The organism is Streptomyces sp. URMC 127 (assembly GCF_051386535.1).
Taxonomy (GTDB): Bacteria; Actinomycetota; Actinomycetes; order Streptomycetales; family Streptomycetaceae; genus Streptomyces.
This window is the reverse complement of the sequence record NZ_JBPQTW010000063.1, coordinates 12622-30870: the sequence shown is the minus strand read 5'-3', so window position 1 is coordinate 30870 and position 18249 is coordinate 12622. Positions and strand designations below refer to the sequence as shown.

Below are 18249 nucleotides of genomic sequence, written 5' to 3'. Positions count from 1 at the left end.
GGGTTGCCCTGCGGCGGGGCCCAGCCCTGCGGGGCGGCGGCGCCGGGGTGGCCGTAGCCGTGGCCCGGGGGCGGCGGGGCGAGGGCCGCGAGCTGGTCGGCCGTCGAGCGGTAGTCGACCGCGCCCTGCGTCATGCGCATGTACGCCTCCTCCAGGGAGGCCTGGTGCGGCGAGAGCTCCCACAGCCGGACGTCCGCCTCGTGGGCGATGTCACTGATCCGGGGGAGCGGCAGGCCGGTGACGCGCATCCCGCCGTCCGGCTCGGGCAGCACCTGGGCGCCGGCCTCGACGAGCGCGGCCGTGAGCTTCTCGCGGCTCTCCGGCTCGGTCTCGGGGGTGCGCACGCGCGCGAAGTCCGCGGAGTTCGCGGAGATGAAGTCCTTGACGCTCATGTCGGCCATGAGCTGGCCGCGGCCGATCACGATCAGGTGGTCGGCGGTCAGGGCCATCTCGCTCATCAGGTGCGAGGAGACGAAGACCGTGCGGCCCTCGGCCGCGAGCTGCTTCATCAGGTTGCGGACCCAGAGGATGCCCTCGGGGTCGAGGCCGTTGACCGGCTCGTCGAAGAGCAGCACCTGCGGGTCGCCCAGGAGGGCGGCGGCGATGCCGAGGCGCTGGCCCATGCCGAGCGAGAAGCCCTTGGAACGGCGCCTGGCCACGTCCTGCAGGCCGACGACGCCGAGGACCTCGTCCACCCGGCGGGCGGGTATGCCGCCGAGCTGGGCGAGCGAGAGCAGGTGCATCCGGGCGCTGCGGCCGCCGTGGACGGCCTTCGCGTCGAGGAGCGCGCCGACCTTGCGGGGGGCGTTGGGCAGACTGCGGAAGGGGTGGCCGTCGATGGTGACGTGCCCGGACGTGGGCTGGTCCAGGCCCAGGATCATGCGCATCGTCGTCGACTTGCCGGACCCGTTCGGTCCCAGGAAGCCGGTGACGGCGCCCGGCCGCACCTGGAACGACAGATTGTGTACGGCCGTCTTGGCGCCGTAGCGCTTTGTCAGACCGACTGCCTCGATCATTCTTCGCCCCTCGCGAGCTCTTTCGGGCGTAAGGCCCCGTAAGGGTTAGGAGCATAACGAGGAGCTGACGGTTCCCGTTACTCGTGGTGAAGCCGGGGCAGGCCCTCGGGGCGGGCCCAGCCGGCCCGGTGGAAGACGGCCCTCCCCGCGGCGCGTACCGCCTCGTCCGCCCGCGCCCGCTCGACCCAGCGCTCCGGGCCGGGGCCCAGCAGGGCGCGCAGCTCCGCGGAGGCCGCCAGCAGGGCGGTGAGGAGGGCGCCCTGGTCGCCGCCGCCGGGGCGGGGCCGGCCGGTGGCGGGGTCGGCGAGGACACCGTGCAGGCCCACGTACAGGTGGGCGCCGCCGAGCGGCTCCCCGGACGGCAGCGTCATGGGAAACGCCTCGCCCGGCAGCCATACCCGTCGGTAGTTGAATTCGGTCTCATCGATGACGGCCAGTTGCTCGTCGTCCAGCCAGCCGGCGACGAGGGTGTGCCGGGCGGCGGGGTCGGCGTAGGGCGCGGCGGCCACGTAGCCGTGCCGCCCGATGTGCGCGGAGCAGCCGATGCCGATGCCGCGCACGCGGACCGGCACCATCGGGACGGTGGCGGCTGTGCCGCGCCGGGTGAGCTTGTGGTGCAGCTGGGCGGGGGAGGCGTTGGAGCCGACGGCGAGGACGGGGCGGCGGGTGCCGCTGCGCGCGGCGCGCCGCTGTTTGAGGAACGCGTCGAGCGCCGGCTGCCCGTCGTCGGCCATCTCCGTCACCACCGGCCATCCGCCCAGCGGCCCTCGGACCGGCCGCAGCGGCAGGACGTGCCCGTCCGTGAGCAGGGCGGCCTCGGTGACCGGCCGGCCGGGGTAGGTGAGCGGCAGCTCGGCGGGCGCGCCGTCGAGCCCGAGGGCCCGCAGACTCCGATCGGTCAAGGCGGCGGCTCCTCGCTCCCACGTCCGTCACGCACGGCCCGGCACCGCCGATCCGGCAGACGGTGGTTACGCGCCGAGCAAAGAACTACCCGCCGCCACGGCGCCCCACCCCCGCGGCGAGGGTCCGGCGGAATCCGTCGGTGTCGGAGCCCCCGCGTGCCGGCAAAAGCCGCCGGCCAGGCGTCACGCGTCGTGCCGCTTCACCACCGCGTACCCGCCCGCCAGCGCCGCCGCCACCCACAGCACCATGATCGCGAAGCCGCCCCACGGCCCGTACGGCGCGTCGTCCGCGATCGTCACGACCTGCATGATCTTGCGGCCCGCCTGGTCGGGCAGGTACTGCGCGACCTTCTTCGTCGCCCGCACCGCGCCGAGGACGTTGGAGATGATGAAGAAGAACGGCATCAGAATGCCGAGCGAGAGCATGGGGCTCCGCAGCATCGCCGCGATGCCCATCGAGAACACCGCGATCAGCGTCATGTAGAGCCCGCCGCCGATCACCGCCCGCAGGACTCCCGCGTCGCCGATCGACGTCCGGTGACTGCCGAGCATCGCCTGGCCGACGAAGAAGGAGACGAAGCTCGTCACCATTGAGATCACAAACGCGACGACCGCGGCAACAGCGATCTTGCTGAAGAGGAACGTGCCGCGCTGCGGAACCGCCGCCAGAGAAGTCCGGATCATTCCGGTGCTGTATTCATTGGCGACTACCAGCACCCCGAACACGATCATGGCGAGCTGGCCGAGCCCCATTCCCGCGAAACTCGTGAAGGTCGGGTCGAAATTCACCCGCTCATTCACCGGCATTTCCTTGAAGTTACTGCTGGTGAAAGCGCTGATCAGGGCGCCGAGCGCCACGGTGACCACCAGGGCGAGCCCCAGCGTCCACACCGTCGACCGCACCGATTTGATCTTCGTCCATTCCGACTGCAGGACCTGCGCCACGACCGCCACCGTCAGGCCCCCTTCTTCTTCCGCCAGTCGGCTCCCCACCCGCCGCCGGCCGGTGCCGCCTCACCGCCCGGCGGGGCGGCACCGCCCGGGGCGGCCGCGCCCGTCGGCGCGCTGTGCGCGTGGTACTCCACCGACTCGGCGGTGAGCTGCATGAAGGCCTCCTCCAGGGACGCCTGCTGGGGGCTCAGCTCGTGCAGCACGAGCCCGTGCCGCGCGGCGAGCTCGCCCAGCTCCGCCGCCTCCGTGCCGTCGACCTCCAGATGGCCGTCCTCGGTCGTCACCGCCGTGACCCCGGCACCCGCCAGCACGTCCAGCAGCCGCTCCGCCTCGGGCGAGCGCAGCCGTACGTACGACCGCGAGTTCTGCTTGATGAAGTCCGCCATCGAGGTGTCGGCGAGCAGCCGGCCCTGGCCGATGACGATCAGGTGGTCGGCCGTCAGGGCCATCTCGCTCATCAGGTGCGAGGAGACGAAGATCGTCCGCCCCTGGGAGGCGAGGTTCTTCATCAGATTGCGGATCCAGTGGATGCCCTCGGGATCCAGCCCGTTGACGGGCTCGTCGAACATCAGGATCTGCGGGTCGCCCAGCAGCGCGCCCGCGATGCCGAGGCGCTGCCCCATGCCGAGCGAGAAGCCCTTGGAGCGCTTTCCGGCCACCGAGGCGAGGCCCACCGTGTCCAGAACCTCACGGACGCGGGCCCGCGGGATCCCGTTGCTCTGCGCCAGGCACAGGAGGTGGTTGTAGGCGCTGCGGCCACCGTGCATCGCCTTGGCGTCCAGCAGGGCGCCGACGGTCCGCAGCGGATCCTTCAGCTGCCGGTAGTGCTGCCCGTCGATGAGGACCGTGCCGTGGGTGGGCCGGTCGAGGTCGAGCATCATCCGCATCGTCGTGGACTTGCCCGCCCCGTTGGGCCCCAGGAAGCCGGTGACGATCCCGGGCCGGATGGTGCAGGTGAGGCCGTCGACGGCGAGCTTCTCGCCGTAGCGCTTGGTCAGGCCCTGCAGCTCGATCATTCGCCCACGGTAAGGGCGACCCGCGGACCTCACCAGCGGTAGCGGCCCGTCCGGGTGCGAAGGACACCCGTTCGGGCGCGGCGGAGAACGGGAGACGCCGTACCGCTGCCCTGTGCGCCCGCAGGGGCGGCGCACAGGGCACGGACCGGGGAGCCTGGGTGGCCGGTCGGTTCAGCGGCTCTGCTGGGCCGGGACGCCGCGCGACATGGGCTCGTCGTCCCCGGGCACGCCGGCCGCGGCGACGGCCGCGCCGGTCAGCGTGGCCAGCATCTCGCGGACGTTGGTCAGCTGGGCGTTGATGCTGTCGCGGCGGTTGGTGAGCGCCGCCAGCTCGCGCTCGGACTCGCTGCGGATGCGGTCCGCCTTGGCGTTGGCGTCGGCCACGATGTCCTCGGCCTGGCGCTGCGCCGTCTCCACCGTCTGGCGGGCGCGCCGCTCGGCGTCCGTGCGCAGCTTCTCCGCCTCCAGGCGCAGCTGCTCGGCGCGGTGCTCGATCTCCGCGAGCCGCTTCTCCGCCTTGGCCTGACGGGAGGCCAGGTCGCGCTCGGACTGCTCGCGCCGCTTGGCCAGGTTGGTCTCGAAGTCGGCGGCGGCCTGGGCCGCCTTGGCGCGGGTCTCCTCGAAGAGGGCGTCCGCCTCCTCGCGCTTGGACTGGGCGTCCTTCTGGGCCTCGGCCCGCAGCGTCGCCGCGTCGCCCTTGGCCTTCTCGACGATGCGCGCGCCCTCGTCCTCCGCCTTGGCCTTGCGGTCGGCGGCGAACGACTCGGCGTCGTTGCGCACCTGCTGGGCGGCGGACTCGGCGAGCTCGCGGTGCTGCTCGGCGGCGCGCCGGGCCTCCTCACGCAGATCCTTGGCCTCTTCCTCGGCCAGCCGAAGGATCTTCTCGACCCTGGCCCCCAGCCCCGCGTAGGACGGCTCGGCGTCGTTGACCTGGGCCTGGGCATTCTGCGTTTCGAGGTGCAGCTCCTCGATGCGCTTTTCCAGAGAGGTGATGCGGGCCAGTGCGCTGTCACGGTCGGCGACGAGCTTGGTAATGCGGTCGTCCACCTGGCCGCGGTCGTATCCACGCCGCACAAGCTCGAAGCCGAAGGGGGAGGCAGTGTCACTCATGGGGTTCCTGTCATAAGAGACCGGTGAGGTGATAGAGGGAATCCTAGGGGTGCGAGCGGCGTGTCATCAGGTGAATGGTTGGCAGATCTGGAGAATGTCCCCCCGTTTGAGTGGCTACTTCTGTGACTGCTTGCCACCCGAACGTGTAGCACCGGCACCCGCCGCTGCCTTCACCCCGCCATCCTTGGCGCTTCCGGCCCCCGGGGCCTCAAAAGATTCCAACGCCTCCAACACGTCCTGGACACGGGAAATCTCGGCCTGAATGTCCTCGCGACGGCGCACCAGGACCTCCAACTCCCGCTTTCCCTCCTCGACAAGGCGCTTCGCCTCCTCCGCACCCTCGGTGCGCAGGCGCTCCGACTCGCGTACGGCGGCGGCCTTCTTCTGCTCGGCCTCCTTGAGCAGCCCCTCCGCCTTCTTCACCGCGGCGATGCGGACCTTGCTCGCCTCGCTGCTGGCGTCGGACAGCAGCTTCTTCGCCTTCTCCTCGGCCTCCGCGAGCTGCTCGGTCGCGGCCGCGACGAGCTTGTCGCAGCGCTCGCCCGCGGACTGCATCGCCTCGGCCGCCTCGCGGCGCGCCCGGCCGTGCAGCTCCTCGACCTCGCCCTCGACGCGGGCGCGCAGCTCGTCGGCGCGCTCCCTTATCGCGGTGGCGTCGCCACGGGCCTCGGCGAGGAGGGTGTCCGCGTCCGTACGGGCCTGCTCCACCAGGGCGTTGCCCTCGCCGGTGGCCTCGGCGACGATCCGCTCGGCCTCGCGGCGGGCCACGCCCACCATCGTGTCGGCCTGCTCCTCGGCGGCCGCGGCCGTGCTCAGCGCCTCCTCCTGCGCCTTGGCGATCAGGGCGTCCGCCTGCTCGCCGGCGTCGGCCAGCCGCTTGGCGGCCGCCTCGCGGGCGTCGTCGACGGTCCGCTCGCCCTCGGCGCGCGCCTCCGCGCGCAGCCGCTCCGCCTCCTGGACGGCGTCGGCCTTGATCCGCGCGGAGTCCGCGCGCGTGCTGTTGGCGTTCTCCTGCGCGGCGGCCAGCGCCTCGGCGGCCTCCGCGGCCATCCGCTCGGCCTCCGCGGTCGCCTCGGCGACGAGCGTGTCCGCCTGCTCGGCGGCCTCCGCGCGGCGGGCGTTCGCCGCCTCCCGCGCCTCGTCCAGGACACGGGCGGCGTCACTGCGCAGCCGCTCGGACTCGGCGTCCGCCTCGGCGAGCGTGCGCTCCGCCTGACCGGCTGCCTCGGCGCGCGCGGCCTCGGCGGCCTCCGCGGCCTCCTCGGTCGTACGGGCCGCCTCGCGGCGCGCGGCCTCCACCACCGCGGCGGCCTCGGCCCGCAGCTTCTCCGCCTCGGCCGTGGCCTCGGCGAGCAGCTCGTCGGCCTGCGCGGCTGCCTCCGTGCGGCGCCGGCCCGCGGCCTCGCGCGCCTCGTCGACGATGCGGTCCGCCTCGGCCTGCGCCCCGGAGGTCAGCTCCTCGGCCTCGCGGACGATCCGCGCGGCCTCGGCGTGGCCCTCCGTACGCATCTTGTTCGCGTCTTCGCGGGCCTCCGCCCGCGCACGGGCGGCGTCCTGCTCGGCCGACGCCAGGGCGTCCGACGCGTCGGTCCGCAGCTGCTTGGACTTGGCGGACGCCTCCGCGACCGTGCGCTCCGCGTCCGCCTTCGCCTTCGCGAGCAGCGCCTCGGCGGCCTCCGCGGCCTCGGCGCGGTGCTTCTCCGCCTCCTCGCGGGCCTCGGTGACCGTCCGCTCGGCCTCGGCGCGCAGCCGCTCGGCCTCCGCGGCCGCCTCCGCCTGCTGCGCCTCCGCCGACTCGCGGGCCTCGTCCAGGACGGACGTGGCCTCGGCGACCAGCCGCTCCGCCTCCGCCGTGGCCTCGGCCATCAGCGCGTCCGCCTGCTCGGCGGCCTCGGAGCGGCGCGCCGCGGCCGCGGACCGCGCGGCGTCGGCCGTGGCCTCCGCGTCGCGCCGGGCCGCCTCGGCCGTCTCCTCGGCCTCCGCGATCAGCTTCTCCGCCTCGGCCATGGCCTCGGCGAGCAGCTCATCCGCCTGCACGCCCGCCTCGGCGAGCTTGGCGTGGGCGCTGTCGGTGGCCTCCTCCAGCGTGCGGGCGGCCTCCGCCTCCAGGCGCTGACCCTCCGTGACCGCGTCCGCGATCGTGCGCTCGGCGCGGGCCTCGGCGGCCTCCGCGGTCGCCTGCGCCTCGGCCCGGATCCGGGCCGCGTCCTCGCCGGCGCGCTCGCGCTCGGCGTACGCGTCCTTGCGGACCCGGTCGGCCTCCTCCTGGGCCTCGGTGCGGGTGCGCTCGGCGTTGTGCTCGGCGGCCGAGCGCAGGCCCGCGATCTCCTCCTCGGCCTGCTCGTGCAGCCCCGCGACGGAGTCCCGCACCTGCTGGGCGGTCGCCTCGGCGGCCGACACCAGCTCGGCGGCGCGCGCCTCGGCCTCCTCGACCAGGCGCTGGGCCTCCTCCTGCGCCTCCGCGACCCGCTTGCGCGCCGAGGCCAGCAGCTCCTCGCTCTGCTCGCGGGCCGCCTCGCGCTCGGCCTGCGCCTCCGCACGGGCGTCGCCCAGCGTCTCCTCGGCCTCGCGCCGGCGGCGGGCGGCCTCCTCCTGAGCGGCGGCCAGCGCCTCGGCGGCCTCGGCGGCCGTGCGCTCCGCCGCGGCGTTCGCCTCGGCCCGGACCCGGTCGGCGGTCTCCTGCGCCTCGCTGCGCAGCCGCTCCGCCTCCGCATTGGCCTCGGCGCGCAGCCGCGCACCGGCGGACTCGGCCTCGCTGCGGGCGGCGGCGGCCTCCTCGGCGGCCTCGGCGCGCAGCCGCTCCGCCTCCGTCTCGGCCTGCGCCTGCAGCGTGCGCACCCGCTCCGCGGTCTCCGTGCGCTGCCGCTCGGTCTCCTCGGCGGCCTCGCGGCGCAGCCGCTCCGCCTCCGCACGGGCCTCGCGCAGCGCCTCCTCGGCGGCCTCCACGCGCTGCTCGGCCTCGGTGTGCAGGCGGGTCAGCTCCGCGTCGGCCTCGGCGCGGCGCGCCTCGGCCGCCTTCTCGGCCTCCTCGCGCAGCTTCCGCGCGGCCTCCTCGGCCTCGGTGCGGGTGCGCTCGGCGTGGTCCTCTGCCTCCTCGGCCATCTCCTCGGCCTCGGAGCGCGCCTGCTCAAGGGCCTCCTCGGCCTGCTTGCGCAGGGCGGCGGCCCGCTCGGCGGCCTCGGCCCGCACGCGCTCGCCGTCCGCGGCCGCGCCGGTGCGCGTCTCCTCCGCGTCCGCCTTGGCCTTGGCCAGCAGCTCCTCGGCGGTCTTCGCCGCCTCCTCGATCTGCTGCAGCGCCTCGCGCCGGGCCTCGCCCCGGATCCGCTCGCCCTCGGCGACGGCGTCGGCCCGCAGCTGCTCGGCCTCGCCGCGCAGCCGCCGCGCCTCCTCCTGGAGCTCGACGGTCTTGGCGCGGTACTCCTTGGTGTCGTCCTTCGCCGCGCCCTTGAGCTGCTCGGCGGTGTCCGCGGCCTGCGCGCGCAGCCGCTCGGCCTCGGCCTCGGCCTCCTTGCGGATGCGCTCCGCCTCGGCGGCCGCGGCCTTGGTGGTGGCGCGGGCGTCCTCGGAGGCCTTGGAGAGGACCTCCTCGGCCGTGCGGGCGGCCTTGGCGAGCTGGGCCGCGGAGTCCTCCGCGGCGGCGCTGCGGGCCTTCTCCGCGGCCTCGGCGACCAGCCGCTCCGCCTCCGCGGCGGCGTCCGCCCGCAGCTGCTCGGCCTCGGCCTTCAGGGCCTCGGCCTCCTTCGTGGCCTCGCTGACGAGCCGGGCGACCTCGGCCCGGGCGGTACGCGTGCGCTGCTCGTTCTCCGACTCGGCGCCGGACAGGCTGCGGGCAGCGCTCTCCTTCGCCTCCGTGACGAGCTTCTCGGCCTCGGCGCGCGCCTCGCGCAGCGCGGCGTCGGCCTCCTGCAGGCGGGCCTCGGCGGTGCGGCTCAGCTCGGCCGCGGCCGTGCGCGCCTGCTCGCTCTCCGTGCCGGCCGCGGCCCGCAGCCGCTCGGCGTGGTCGGTGGCCTCCTGCGCCTGCGCGGAGGCGGCGGTCAGCAGCCGCTCGGCGTCCGTGCGGGCCCGGCGCAGCAGCGCCTCGGCCTCGGCGCGGGCCTCGTCGGCCGCGGAGCTCAGGCGGGCGCGGGCCTGCTCGGCCAGGCGCTGGGCCTCGGCGCGGGCCGTGGCCAGGGCCTGCTCGGCCTCGGCCCGGGACTCCTCCAGCAGCCGGCGGGCCTGCGACTCCGTGCGCGCCCGCAGCTGCTCGGCCCAGGCGACGTTCTCGTTGACGTGCGACTCGACGGTCTGGCGGCGCTCGTTGAGCTCCTCGTCCAGGCGCTGGCGGCGGGCGACGGCCTCGGCGTGGAGCTCGGCCTCCATCCGCGCCTGGCGCTCGGCCTGCTCCTGCAGCAGCCGCTGCGTCTGCGCCCGTGCCTCGCGCAGCTCGCGCTCGGCGTCCGCACGCATCTGATCCGCCTGAATCTGGGCATTACGGAGCAACTGCTCCGCCTGGTAACCCATGTCGGCGGTGTCGTACGCCGGGCGGTGGGCGAGATTGCGGCGCGCCTCGTGGAGCTTGGCGCGCAGCACCTCGACCTGGTAGCCGAGGTCGTCGGCGTGCTGGACCGCCTTCTCCCGCTCCTTCTTCAGCCGCTCCATCTCGGCTTCGAATTGCGAGAGGTGGTCGTCAGCCTCGTAGCGGTCGTTGCCCCGCACTGCGCGGTCCCATCCGTCCCCTGGTCGCCTTGGCGGCCGGCCCGTTCCCGCGTGTATCGGTTGGAATCCGGAGCCCGCCCTTCCGAAGAAATGGTGTCAGATCATCGGTACAGCCCGGTCCGGTGCCCCCACCCCAAGGCCCCGGCCGAACCCGCACTCTACCGGCCGGGGGGAGTGCGGGTCAGTGCTCCTGGTCCGCCGGGGGCGCCGAGGTGACCAGTTCGGTGAGGACGCCGTGGCAGTCCTTGGGGTGCAGGAAGGTGATCCGCGACCCCATGGAGCCGCGCCGCGGCTCGTCGTAGAGCACCCGGACGCCCTTGCCGCGCACGGCCTCGGCGTCCCCGTCCACGTCCGCCGTGCCGAACGCGATGTGGTGAACCCCCTCGCCGTTCTTCGCCAGCCACTTGCCGACCGCGGAGTCCTCCCGCGTCGGCTCCAGCAGCTGCAGGTACGAGGCCCCGCCGTCCGAGGTCTCATTGATCTTCAGCATGGCCTCGCGGACGCCCTGCTCCTCGTTGACCTCGGTGTGGAACACCTCGAAGCCGTACGTGGCACGGTAGAACTCGACAGTCCGGTCGAGGTCGAAACAGGCGATCCCGATGTGGTCGATACGCGTCAGCATGGAACCAGTGCACCGCCGCACGGCTTGGTCACGCAACGTGTACGCAACGTGCTTGCGATCACACCCGCTCCCCGGTGACCGCGCGAGTACCGCTCAGTACATTGACGGAAACCCTCGTTAACCTCCGCTCGAAGTCGACTCGAAGGGGCCGCGCCTCATGTCTGGTACGAACGGTTCGACCGGCACCACGTCCGTGATCGTCGCGGGTGCCCGTACGCCCATGGGCAAGCTGCTGGGCTCCCTGCGCAGCTTCTCCGCGGCCGAGCTGGGCGGCTTCGCCATCAAGGCGGCCCTCGACCGGGCCGGCATCGGCGGCGACCAGGTGCAGTACGTGATCATGGGTCAGGTGCTGCAGGCCGGCGCGGGCCAGATCCCGGCCCGCCAGGCGGCGGTCAAGGGCGGCATCCCCATGCACGTCCCGGCCCTGACGATCAACAAGGTCTGCCTCTCCGGCCTCGACGCCATCGCCCTGGCCGACCAGCTCATCCGCGCGGGCGAGTTCGACATCGTCGTCGCCGGCGGCCAGGAGTCCATGACCAACGCCCCGCACCTGCTGCCCAAGTCCCGCGAGGGCTACAAGTACGGCGCGATCGAGATGCTCGACTCGATGGACCACGACGGCCTCACCGACTCCTTCGAGTCCATCGCCATGGGCGCCTCCACCGAGAACCACAACACCCGCCTCGGCATCGGCCGCGCCGAGCAGGACGAGATCGGCGCCCGCTCCCACCAGCGCGCCGCCGCCGCCCAGAAGAACGGCATCTTCGAGGCCGAGATCACCCCCGTCGAGGTCCCGCAGCGCAAGGGCGACCCGGTCGTCTTCGCCCACGACGAGGGCGTCCGCGGCGACACCACCACCGAGGTCCTCGCCAAGCTGCGCCCGTCCTTCCGCAAGGACGGCACGATCACCGCCGGCACCTCCTCGCAGATCTCCGACGGCGCCGCCGCCGTCGTCGTGATGAGCAAGGCCAAGGCCGAGGAGCTGGGCCTGGAGTGGATCGCCGAGATCGGCGCCCACGGCAACGTCGCGGGCCCGGACAACTCCCTGCACTCCCAGCCCTCCAACGCCATCAAGCACGCGCTCGGCCGCGAGGGCCTGACCGTCGACGACCTCGACCTCATCGAGATCAACGAGGCGTTCGCCGCGGTCCTCGTGCAGTCAATCAAGGACCTGGGCGTATCCCCGGAAAAGGTGAACGTCAACGGCGGTGCCATCGCGCTCGGCCACCCGATCGGCATGTCCGGCGCCCGCACGGTCCTCCACCTCGCGCTGGAGCTCAAGCGGCGCGGCGGCGGCATCGGCGCGGCGGCCCTGTGCGGCGGCGGCGGCCAGGGCGACGCCCTGATCATCCGCGTGCCCGGCAAGTAACCCCCGCGCTCCCGGCGAGCCTTCCAAGAAGATCGGAGCCGTGATGGTGGACGTCCCCGCCCTGGTGGAGCAGGCCCGCGAGGGCCGGCCGCGCGCCGTGGCCCGGCTGATCTCCCTGGTGGAGGGGGCGTCCCCGCACCTGCGCGACGTCATGGCCGCACTGGCCCCGCTGACCGGCGGCGCGTACGTCGTCGGCCTGACCGGCTCGCCCGGCGTCGGCAAGTCCACGTCCACATCGGCGCTGGTCAGCGCGTACCGCCGGACGGGCAAGCGGGTCGGCGTGCTCGCCGTCGACCCGTCCTCGCCGTTCTCGGGCGGCGCCCTGCTCGGCGACCGCGTACGGATGTCCGACCACGCCTCCGACCCCGGCGTCTACATCCGCTCCATGGCCACGCGCGGCCACCTGGGCGGCCTGGCCTGGGCCGCCCCGCAGGCGATCCGGGTGCTGGACGCGGCCGGCTGCGACGTGATCCTCGTCGAGACGGTCGGTGTCGGCCAGTCCGAGGTGGAGATCGCCTCCCAGGCCGATACGAGCGTGGTGCTGCTCGCCCCGGGCATGGGCGACGGCATCCAGGCCGCCAAGGCCGGGATCCTGGAGATCGGCGACGTCTACGTCGTCAACAAGTCCGACCGCGACGGCGCCGACGCCACGGCGCGCGAGCTCAACCACATGCTGGGCCTGGGCGAGGCCCGGGCTCCCGGCGACTGGCGGCCGCCGATCGTCAAGACCGTGGCCGCGCGCGGCGAGGGCACGGACGAGCTGGTCGAGGCGCTGGAGAAGCACCGGGCCTGGATGGAGGAGCGGGGCGTCCTGGCGGAGCGCCGCACGGCCCGCGCCGCCCGCGAGGTCGAGACCATCGCCGTCACGGCCCTGCGCGAGCGCATCGCCGACCTCCACGGCGACCGGCGCCTGACCGCCCTCGCGGAGCGCATCGTGGACGGCTCGCTGGACCCGTACGCGGCGGCCGACGAACTGGTGGCGGGGCTCACGAACGGCTGAGCCGTCATGGAACGCTCACACGAATAACCGAACCGGATCTTGCTCCGGGGTCGTCTCCGCAGACGTACCCCGTTCCCGTCGAGAGCGATCAGCCCTTGAGCAAGAACCGGCACAAGCTGCGTCCCCGCCGCCGCAAGACGGAGGAGCCCGCAGCCGCCCGCAAGCGCTTCGTCGACTACCCCCGCCGCGGCAGAAGGGGCGTGCGCCGCTGGCTCCCCTCGTGGCGGCAGTGGCTGGGCACGGTGCTCTTCTTCCTCGCGTGCGCGACCGGCCTGTTCGCGTACCTCTACGCGACCGTCGGCATCCCGGACGAGAACGCGGCGGCCCGACAGGAGGCCAACACGTACTACTGGTCGGACGGTTCGCAGCTGGCAAGCGTCGGCGAAGTCAACCGCACCATCGTCCGCCTCTCCGACGTGCCGGTGTCCGTGCAGAACGCGGTGATAGCCGCCGAGAACGAGACCTTCTACCGCGACCGCGGCGTGTCGTTCAAGGGCATCCTGCGGGCCTTCGCCAGCACGGCGGGCGGCGAGGAGACCCAGGGCGGCTCCACCATCACCCAGCAGTACGTGAAGAACACCTACCTCTCCCAGGAGCAGACGGCCACCCGGAAGGTCAAAGAGCTCGTCATCGCCCTGAAGGTGGACCGCACCAAGAGCAAGGAGGAGGTCCTGCAGGGCTACCTCAACACCAGCTGGTTCGGGCGCGGCGCGTACGGGATCGAGGCCGCGGCGCAGTCCTACTACGGCATCCCGGCGAAGCAGCTGAACCCCAGTCAGGGCGCTTTCCTCGCGGCGCTGTTGAAGGGAGCCGAACTCTACGACCCGTCGGTCAGCAAGGGCAACCACGAGCGCGCGGAGGAGCGCTGGAAGTGGATCCTCGACCGGGAAGTGCGGACCGGCCGCATGTCCCGCGACGAGCGCGAGACGTACCGGGACTTCCCCGAGCCCCGCAAGCCGTCCGTGGCCGGCGGCCTCGGCGGCCAGACCGGCTACCTCGTCGACGTCGCCAACAAGTACATCAAGCAGCGGGCCATGCTCACCGAAGCGGACCTGGCCCACGGCGGCTACCGCATCCACACCACCTTCGACAGGAACCGGATGCAGCGGCTGAAGAAGGCCGTGGACGATGTCCTCACCAAGGACATCGACCCGGGCAAGCGCCCGGACACCGACACCGACGTCCAGGTCGGCGCGGCCTCCGTGCGCCCCTCGGACGGCGCCGTCCTCGCCCTCTACGGCGGGCCCGACGCCACGAAGCACTTCGCCAACAACGCCGACACCTCGGGCGTCCCCGTGGGCTCCGCCTTCAAGCCGTTCGTCCTGGCCGCCGCCCTGGAGGACGGGACGGACGCGGACGGCTACTACGACGACGCCGGCAAGCTGCAGTCCGGCTCCGGCCCGGGCCCGGGCGCCGACGAGGACCACCCCACCCTGCGGCAGGCGCTGACCTCCGGCGGCAACGCGACGTACGTGCGCCTGGGCAAGGAGACCGGGCTGAAGCAGGTGCGGGAGACGGCGCTGCGCACCGGACTGCTGAAGAGCAGCATGGCCGGGCTGGACGAGTCCTTCCCCATCGGCTCCTCCACGCCGAGCGCCGTGCGCATGGCCGCGGCGTACGGCACGTTCGCCCATGAAGGCCTGCAGAACGACCCCTACTCGGTCACCAAGGTCGTCAAGGACGGGCGGCCGGTGGGCGGCTTCGAGGAGCGGGCGAAGGCGAGGCGGGCTGTCGCGAAGGAGACCGCGGCGGAGGTCACGGAGGCCCTGCGCACGCCGGAGGGCCATGCGGCGGCCCGTACGGGCGACCAGGACCGGATGAAGTCGGCGTGGTACGTGGGCTATACGGACAGCCTGTCCACGGCCGTCACGATGTTCCGCACCAAGCCGGACGGGGGGCCGCTCCTGCCGATGACGGGCGTGGGAGGTGAGGACTCCCGGCGCGGCGCCGTCTTCCCGGCCCGCATCTGGGCCGGTTACACGGGGTCGGCGGCCCGCCTCTGAAGCGGGACGGTGCGGATGGGCGGGTGCGGGTGCGGGTGCGGGCCGGGCTCAGGCGCGGCCGCGGAGCGAGCGGAGGTGCTGGGCCACCGGGGTCAGGGAGGCGTGCAGCGCCTTGAGGTCGGCCTCGCCCAGGAGGTCGATGAAGTGCTCGCGGACGGAGGCGACGTGGTGCGGGGCCACCTGGCGCATGGTGTCCCAGCCGTGCTCCGTGAGGACGGCGTACAGACCCCGGCGGTCCGACTCGCAGTTCTCGCGGCGGACCAGGCCCGCGTTCTCCATGCGGGTGATCTGGTGCGAGAGGCGGCTCTTCGACTGCAGGGTCGCGGTGGCGAGGTCGCTCATCCGCATGCGGTGGTCCTCGGACTCCGAGAGGTTGACCAGGATCTCGTAGTCGTTGTTGGTGAGGCCGAACGGCTGCAGGTCCCGTTCGAGCTGGTGCATCAGCAGGCGGCTGACGTCCAGGTGGGCGCGCCAGGCGCGCTGTTCCTCTTCGCTGAGCCAGCGGGTGCCGTTCTCGGTGTCCATAGACATAGAGGAATTCTACCTAAGAAGTTGAAAGGTTAACCAGTTAACTGCGGAGTGCGGCGTCGCGGAGTGTGAGGTCACACGTTCGACGTCACACTCCGCAGAGTACCGCTCACAGCCCGAAGCGGCGCTGGAGGTCACCGAGCTGGCCCGGCATCCGCGGCATAGATGGCTGATTCGACGGGCTTGCGCCCGGGACCCCCGCCTGGTGCGGCGTCTCGCCCGTGGGGATCTCGGCCATCAGCTGCTCCGTCGACTGCAGCAGCACCGTACCGGCGCCCACGAACTCGAACTGGTGCTCCTCGCCCGAGGTCCCGCCGAGGCCCGTGAACGCCCGCACCCCGCCCACCACGCCCCGCAGGTACTGGTGGTCGTAGTGGTGGCATGGGGAGGGGCAGTCGGCCCAGCCGACGAGGGCCTGCGGGTCCACCCGGACGGGTGGCTCGACGAAGACCACCGGGCCGTTGGAGGCCGCCACGAACTTGCCCGTGCCGATGAGCGTCAGGAAGCCCGGCACGATCGACTGCTTGAGCGACAGCGAGGGCTCGAACGCCAGCAGATTGCCCGACCGCACCGTCAGGTTGCCGTCCTCCAGGTCGAAGGAGTTGACGTCGAAGCTGCGGTCGGCGAGCAGCATCTTGCCCTTGCCCTCGGCGACCACCCAGTCCGCGGCGTGCAGCGGCGAGTGGAAGCTGTGGGCGATGAGCCGGTCGAGGCGGCCGTGGCCGATGCCGTGGAAGTCGATGCGCCCGTAGTAGGCGATCATCTTCCCCTTCTGCAGGAACCACTGGCCGTCCAGGTCCACGCTGAAGGCGTACGGATTGACGTTGTCGCCCGACGGCAGGGTGTGCGCGTCGTGGATGACGGGACCGTTCACCGTGCTCACAGCTTCTCCTCCGAGGCCTGTACGTACACCGTGCCCTCGCCGGACAGCTCCAGCTGGAAGGCCTCCCCGGAGCCGCGGCCCACCATCTCGCGCCAGCCGAAGGCCGTGGAGAGCTTGTTGCGGACGTCGCCGCGGTGGGCCACGTAGGCCTGCGGATCCACGTGCACCGGGCGGCCGGAGCGGATCGGCAGCTCGATGACGCCGCCGTGGGCCATCACGGCGACCGCGCCGTGGCCCTTGAGGGTCGTCGTGAACAGGCCCTGGCCGGTGACCTGCCCGCGGACCATGCCCATGACGCCGCCCTGCGAGCCCATGAACATCGTGCCCTGCTGCAGGGAGCCGTCGAAGGCGAGCAGCCGGTCCGCCTCCACGTAGAGCGTCTCGCCCGCCAGCTCCACCACGTGCACGTGGTGGCCGCCGTGGCCGAACATCACCGTGCCGCTGCCCTCCACCGTCATCAGCGGAGTGGCTTCGTTGGCGACGCGCCGGCCGATCATGCCCAGCACGCCGCCCTGGCCGCCGGTGATGGACGGGGTGAAGGAGACGTCGCCCTTGTAGGCGAGCATGGCGCCGCGCTGGCTGAACAGGCGCTGGCCGGGCACGACCGTCGCCTCGACCATGCGGGAATTGAGGGGCCGGAACGGCATCAGACGTCACCTCCGAACGTCGTGCGCTCGCTCGGCTGGACGTACACGAGACCCTCGCCCTCGAAGCGGATCTGGAAGGCCTCGCCCGAGCCCTCGCCGATGAACGTGCGGAAGTTGACCCCGGACTGGAAGTGCTGCTTGAGCTTGCCGGTGTGGGCTATGTACGCCCCCGGGTCGACCTGCAGGGGCGTCGCGGGCGTCACCCGCAGGACGATCGCCGTGCCGTCGGACATGATCGCGGCCTGGCCCGTGCCCTCCACGGTCGTCGTGAACAGCCCGTTGCCCTGGGAGGCGCCGCGCACGCCGGTGAACGTCGTGCCGGTGCGGAGGGAGGCGTCGGCGGCCAGGAGGTTGCTCGCCTCCACGTAGAGCGTCTCGCCGCGGAGGGAGACGAGGTTGATCTCGGTCGCCCGGTCGGCGAAGTAGCAGGTGCCGTGCCCCTTCACCTCCATCACTTCCATCTGCTCGCCGGTGAGCCGGCGCGTGACCATGCCGCGCAGGCCGTCGCCGCCGCCGGTCATTTTCTTGAACGTCATGTCGCCCTCGTACGCGACCATCGACCCGTTCCTGGCCTTGACCGCGTCGCCCGCCAGGTCGACGGCGAGGACTTTGCTCCCTTGGAGCCGAAACTGTGCCACGGGACGACGCTAGCGGGCGGACTCGCCGGTCCGACAGGCCCTTGGTCCCGGAATGACCCCGGATCCAGGCATCCGGGACGAGGCTGCAACAATGGACGAGCTTGTGAATGTCATCACAAGCTGTAGTCGTCCCGCGACTGCTCAGCCACTGCCCAGTCACTGACTTCACGAAGGTGCGTACCCCGTGGACATCAAGACCGCCTCCGCCCTGCGCCGGCTCCGCCTGGTCTCCGCCCCGGAGGCCGTTTCCTTCCTCCTCCTCATCGTCTGCTCCGTGCTCAAGCGCACGACGGACTTCAACGCCGTACCGGTGATGGGCGCCGTTCACGGCATCCTCTTCGTCATCTACGTCCTCTTCTGGCTCGACGCCTGGAACAAGACCAAGTGGCCCCTGAAGACCGCGGCCCTCTACTTCGTCCTCTCCGTCCTGCCGACCGGCGGCTTCTTCGCCGACCGCATGCTGCGCCGCGAGGCCGAGGCGAGCGTCATCGCCGCCCGCGCCCGCAAGGAGGGAGTGGTCAACGCATGATCGTCGCCTTCTCGGTGTCGCCCCTGGGTGTGGGCGAGGACGTCGGCGAGTACGTGGCGGACGCGGTGCGCGTCGTGCGCGAATCCGGCCTGCCGAACCGCACGGACGCGATGTTCACGTCCATCGAGGGCGAGTGGGACGAGGTCATGGACGTCGTCAAGAGCGCCGTCGCCGCGGTCGAGGCGAGAGCGGGCCGCGTCTCCCTCGTCCTGAAGGCGGACATCCGCCCGGGCGTCACGGACGGCCTGACGTCCAAGGTCGAAACGGTCGAACGCTACCTCGCCGAGGGCTGACCTCAGCCGACGGAAAACGGCCCGGTTCGGAGCGCAAATGCGCACCG

At 72.7% G+C, this 18249-nt stretch carries 16 protein-coding genes; 5 read left to right on the top strand and 11 right to left on the bottom strand.

The annotated features are described in order from the left end of the window. The 7 genes from ACSNOH_RS15955 to mce form a co-directional block, all read right to left on the bottom strand. A partial coding sequence (locus ACSNOH_RS15955) for an ABC transporter ATP-binding protein (RefSeq protein ID WP_436721989.1) occupies positions 1–1016 on the bottom strand: 1016 nt, incomplete at its 3' end. Positions 1017–1093: 77 nt separating this feature from the next. Then, complete coding sequence (locus ACSNOH_RS15950; RefSeq protein ID WP_436721988.1) at positions 1094–1918, bottom strand: hypothetical protein; 825 nt, start codon at positions 1916–1918, stop codon at positions 1094–1096. Between the two features lie 183 nt (positions 1919–2101). Beyond that, positions 2102–2872 (bottom strand): ABC transporter permease, encoded by a 771-nt coding sequence (locus tag ACSNOH_RS15945; RefSeq protein ID WP_436721987.1) that lies wholly within the window; start codon positions 2870–2872, stop codon positions 2102–2104. A 2-nt stretch (positions 2873–2874) separates the two neighbouring features. Further along, complete coding sequence (locus ACSNOH_RS15940) at positions 2875–3885, bottom strand: ATP-binding cassette domain-containing protein (RefSeq protein WP_436721986.1); 1011 nt, start codon at positions 3883–3885, stop codon at positions 2875–2877. A gap of 171 nt (positions 3886–4056) precedes the next feature. Then, positions 4057–4995, bottom strand: coding sequence for a cellulose-binding protein (locus tag ACSNOH_RS15935; RefSeq protein ID WP_436721985.1), 939 nt, complete (start codon positions 4993–4995; stop codon positions 4057–4059). A gap of 114 nt (positions 4996–5109) precedes the next feature. Then, a complete protein-coding gene (gene scy, locus ACSNOH_RS15930) occupies positions 5110–9690 on the bottom strand; it encodes a polarized growth protein Scy (protein WP_436721984.1) in 4581 nt (1526 codons plus the stop codon). A gap of 181 nt (positions 9691–9871) precedes the next feature. Beyond that, positions 9872–10312 carry a methylmalonyl-CoA epimerase gene (gene mce / locus ACSNOH_RS15925; protein WP_436721983.1) on the bottom strand — a complete coding sequence of 147 codons (441 nt, stop codon included), beginning with the start codon at positions 10310–10312 and terminating at the stop codon, positions 9872–9874. A 193-nt stretch (positions 10313–10505) separates the two neighbouring features. Here mce and ACSNOH_RS15920 point away from each other — a divergent pair, with 193 nt between their 5' ends. The 3 genes from ACSNOH_RS15920 (at position 10506) to ACSNOH_RS15910 (ending at position 14684) form a co-directional block, all read left to right on the top strand. After that, complete coding sequence (locus tag ACSNOH_RS15920; protein ID WP_436721993.1) at positions 10506–11681, top strand: acetyl-CoA C-acetyltransferase; 1176 nt, start codon at positions 10506–10508, stop codon at positions 11679–11681. A gap of 43 nt (positions 11682–11724) precedes the next feature. Beyond that, positions 11725–12681 (top strand): methylmalonyl Co-A mutase-associated GTPase MeaB, encoded by a 957-nt coding sequence (meaB, locus tag ACSNOH_RS15915; protein WP_436721992.1) that lies wholly within the window; start codon positions 11725–11727, stop codon positions 12679–12681. A gap of 95 nt (positions 12682–12776) precedes the next feature. Continuing rightward, positions 12777–14684, top strand: a complete 1908-nt coding sequence (locus tag ACSNOH_RS15910) for a transglycosylase domain-containing protein (RefSeq protein WP_436721981.1) — start codon at positions 12777–12779, stop codon at positions 14682–14684. 48 nt (positions 14685–14732) lie between these two features. Here the strand turns inward: ACSNOH_RS15910 and ACSNOH_RS15905 are convergent, their stop codons facing one another. The 4 genes from ACSNOH_RS15905 to ACSNOH_RS15890 form a co-directional block, all read right to left on the bottom strand. After that, the gene (locus tag ACSNOH_RS15905; protein ID WP_436721991.1) at positions 14733–15209 is read right to left on the bottom strand and encodes a MarR family winged helix-turn-helix transcriptional regulator; all 477 of its coding nucleotides are present in this window, start codon (positions 15207–15209) and stop codon (positions 14733–14735) included. Positions 15210–15321: 112 nt separating this feature from the next. Next, positions 15322–16086, bottom strand: a complete 765-nt coding sequence (locus ACSNOH_RS15900) for an AIM24 family protein (protein WP_436721990.1) — start codon at positions 16084–16086, stop codon at positions 15322–15324. A 5-nt stretch (positions 16087–16091) separates the two neighbouring features. Beyond that, entirely contained in the window at positions 16092–16742 is a 651-nt protein-coding gene (locus ACSNOH_RS15895) for an AIM24 family protein (RefSeq protein WP_436721980.1), read from the bottom strand. Further along, positions 16742–17380 (bottom strand): AIM24 family protein, encoded by a 639-nt coding sequence (locus ACSNOH_RS15890; RefSeq protein WP_436721979.1) that lies wholly within the window; start codon positions 17378–17380, stop codon positions 16742–16744. The genes ACSNOH_RS15895 and ACSNOH_RS15890 overlap by 1 nt, the downstream gene beginning before the upstream one ends. 184 nt (positions 17381–17564) lie before the next feature. Between ACSNOH_RS15890 and ACSNOH_RS15885 the strand changes: the two genes are divergently transcribed. Both ACSNOH_RS15885 and ACSNOH_RS15880 read left to right on the top strand, forming a co-directional pair. Next, positions 17565–17909 carry a DUF3817 domain-containing protein gene (locus ACSNOH_RS15885; RefSeq protein WP_436721978.1) on the top strand — a complete coding sequence of 115 codons (345 nt, stop codon included), beginning with the start codon at positions 17565–17567 and terminating at the stop codon, positions 17907–17909. Beyond that, entirely contained in the window at positions 17906–18202 is a 297-nt protein-coding gene (locus tag ACSNOH_RS15880) for an MTH1187 family thiamine-binding protein (protein ID WP_436721977.1), read from the top strand. Before ACSNOH_RS15885 ends, ACSNOH_RS15880 begins: the two co-directional genes overlap by 4 nt. The last annotated feature ends 47 nt before the right edge of the window (positions 18203–18249 follow it).

Excerpts from the sequence above, each read along its gene's own strand:
- ACSNOH_RS15940 (WP_436721986.1), bottom strand. The coding sequence starts at position 3,885 with ATGATCGAGCTGCAGGGCCTGACCAAGCGCTACGGCGAGAAGCTCGCC.
- ACSNOH_RS15935 (WP_436721985.1), bottom strand. The coding sequence starts at position 4,995 with ATGAGTGACACTGCCTCCCCCTTCGGCTTCGAGCTTGTGCGGCGTGGA.
- ACSNOH_RS15880 (WP_436721977.1), top strand. The coding sequence starts at position 17,906 with ATGATCGTCGCCTTCTCGGTGTCGCCCCTGGGTGTGGGCGAGGACGTC.
- mce (WP_436721983.1), bottom strand. The coding sequence starts at position 10,312 with ATGCTGACGCGTATCGACCACATCGGGATCGCCTGTTTCGACCTCGAC.
- ACSNOH_RS15905 (WP_436721991.1), bottom strand. The coding sequence starts at position 15,209 with ATGGACACCGAGAACGGCACCCGCTGGCTCAGCGAAGAGGAACAGCGC.
- ACSNOH_RS15895 (WP_436721980.1), bottom strand. The coding sequence starts at position 16,742 with ATGCCGTTCCGGCCCCTCAATTCCCGCATGGTCGAGGCGACGGTCGTG.
- meaB (WP_436721992.1), top strand. The coding sequence starts at position 11,725 with ATGGTGGACGTCCCCGCCCTGGTGGAGCAGGCCCGCGAGGGCCGGCCG.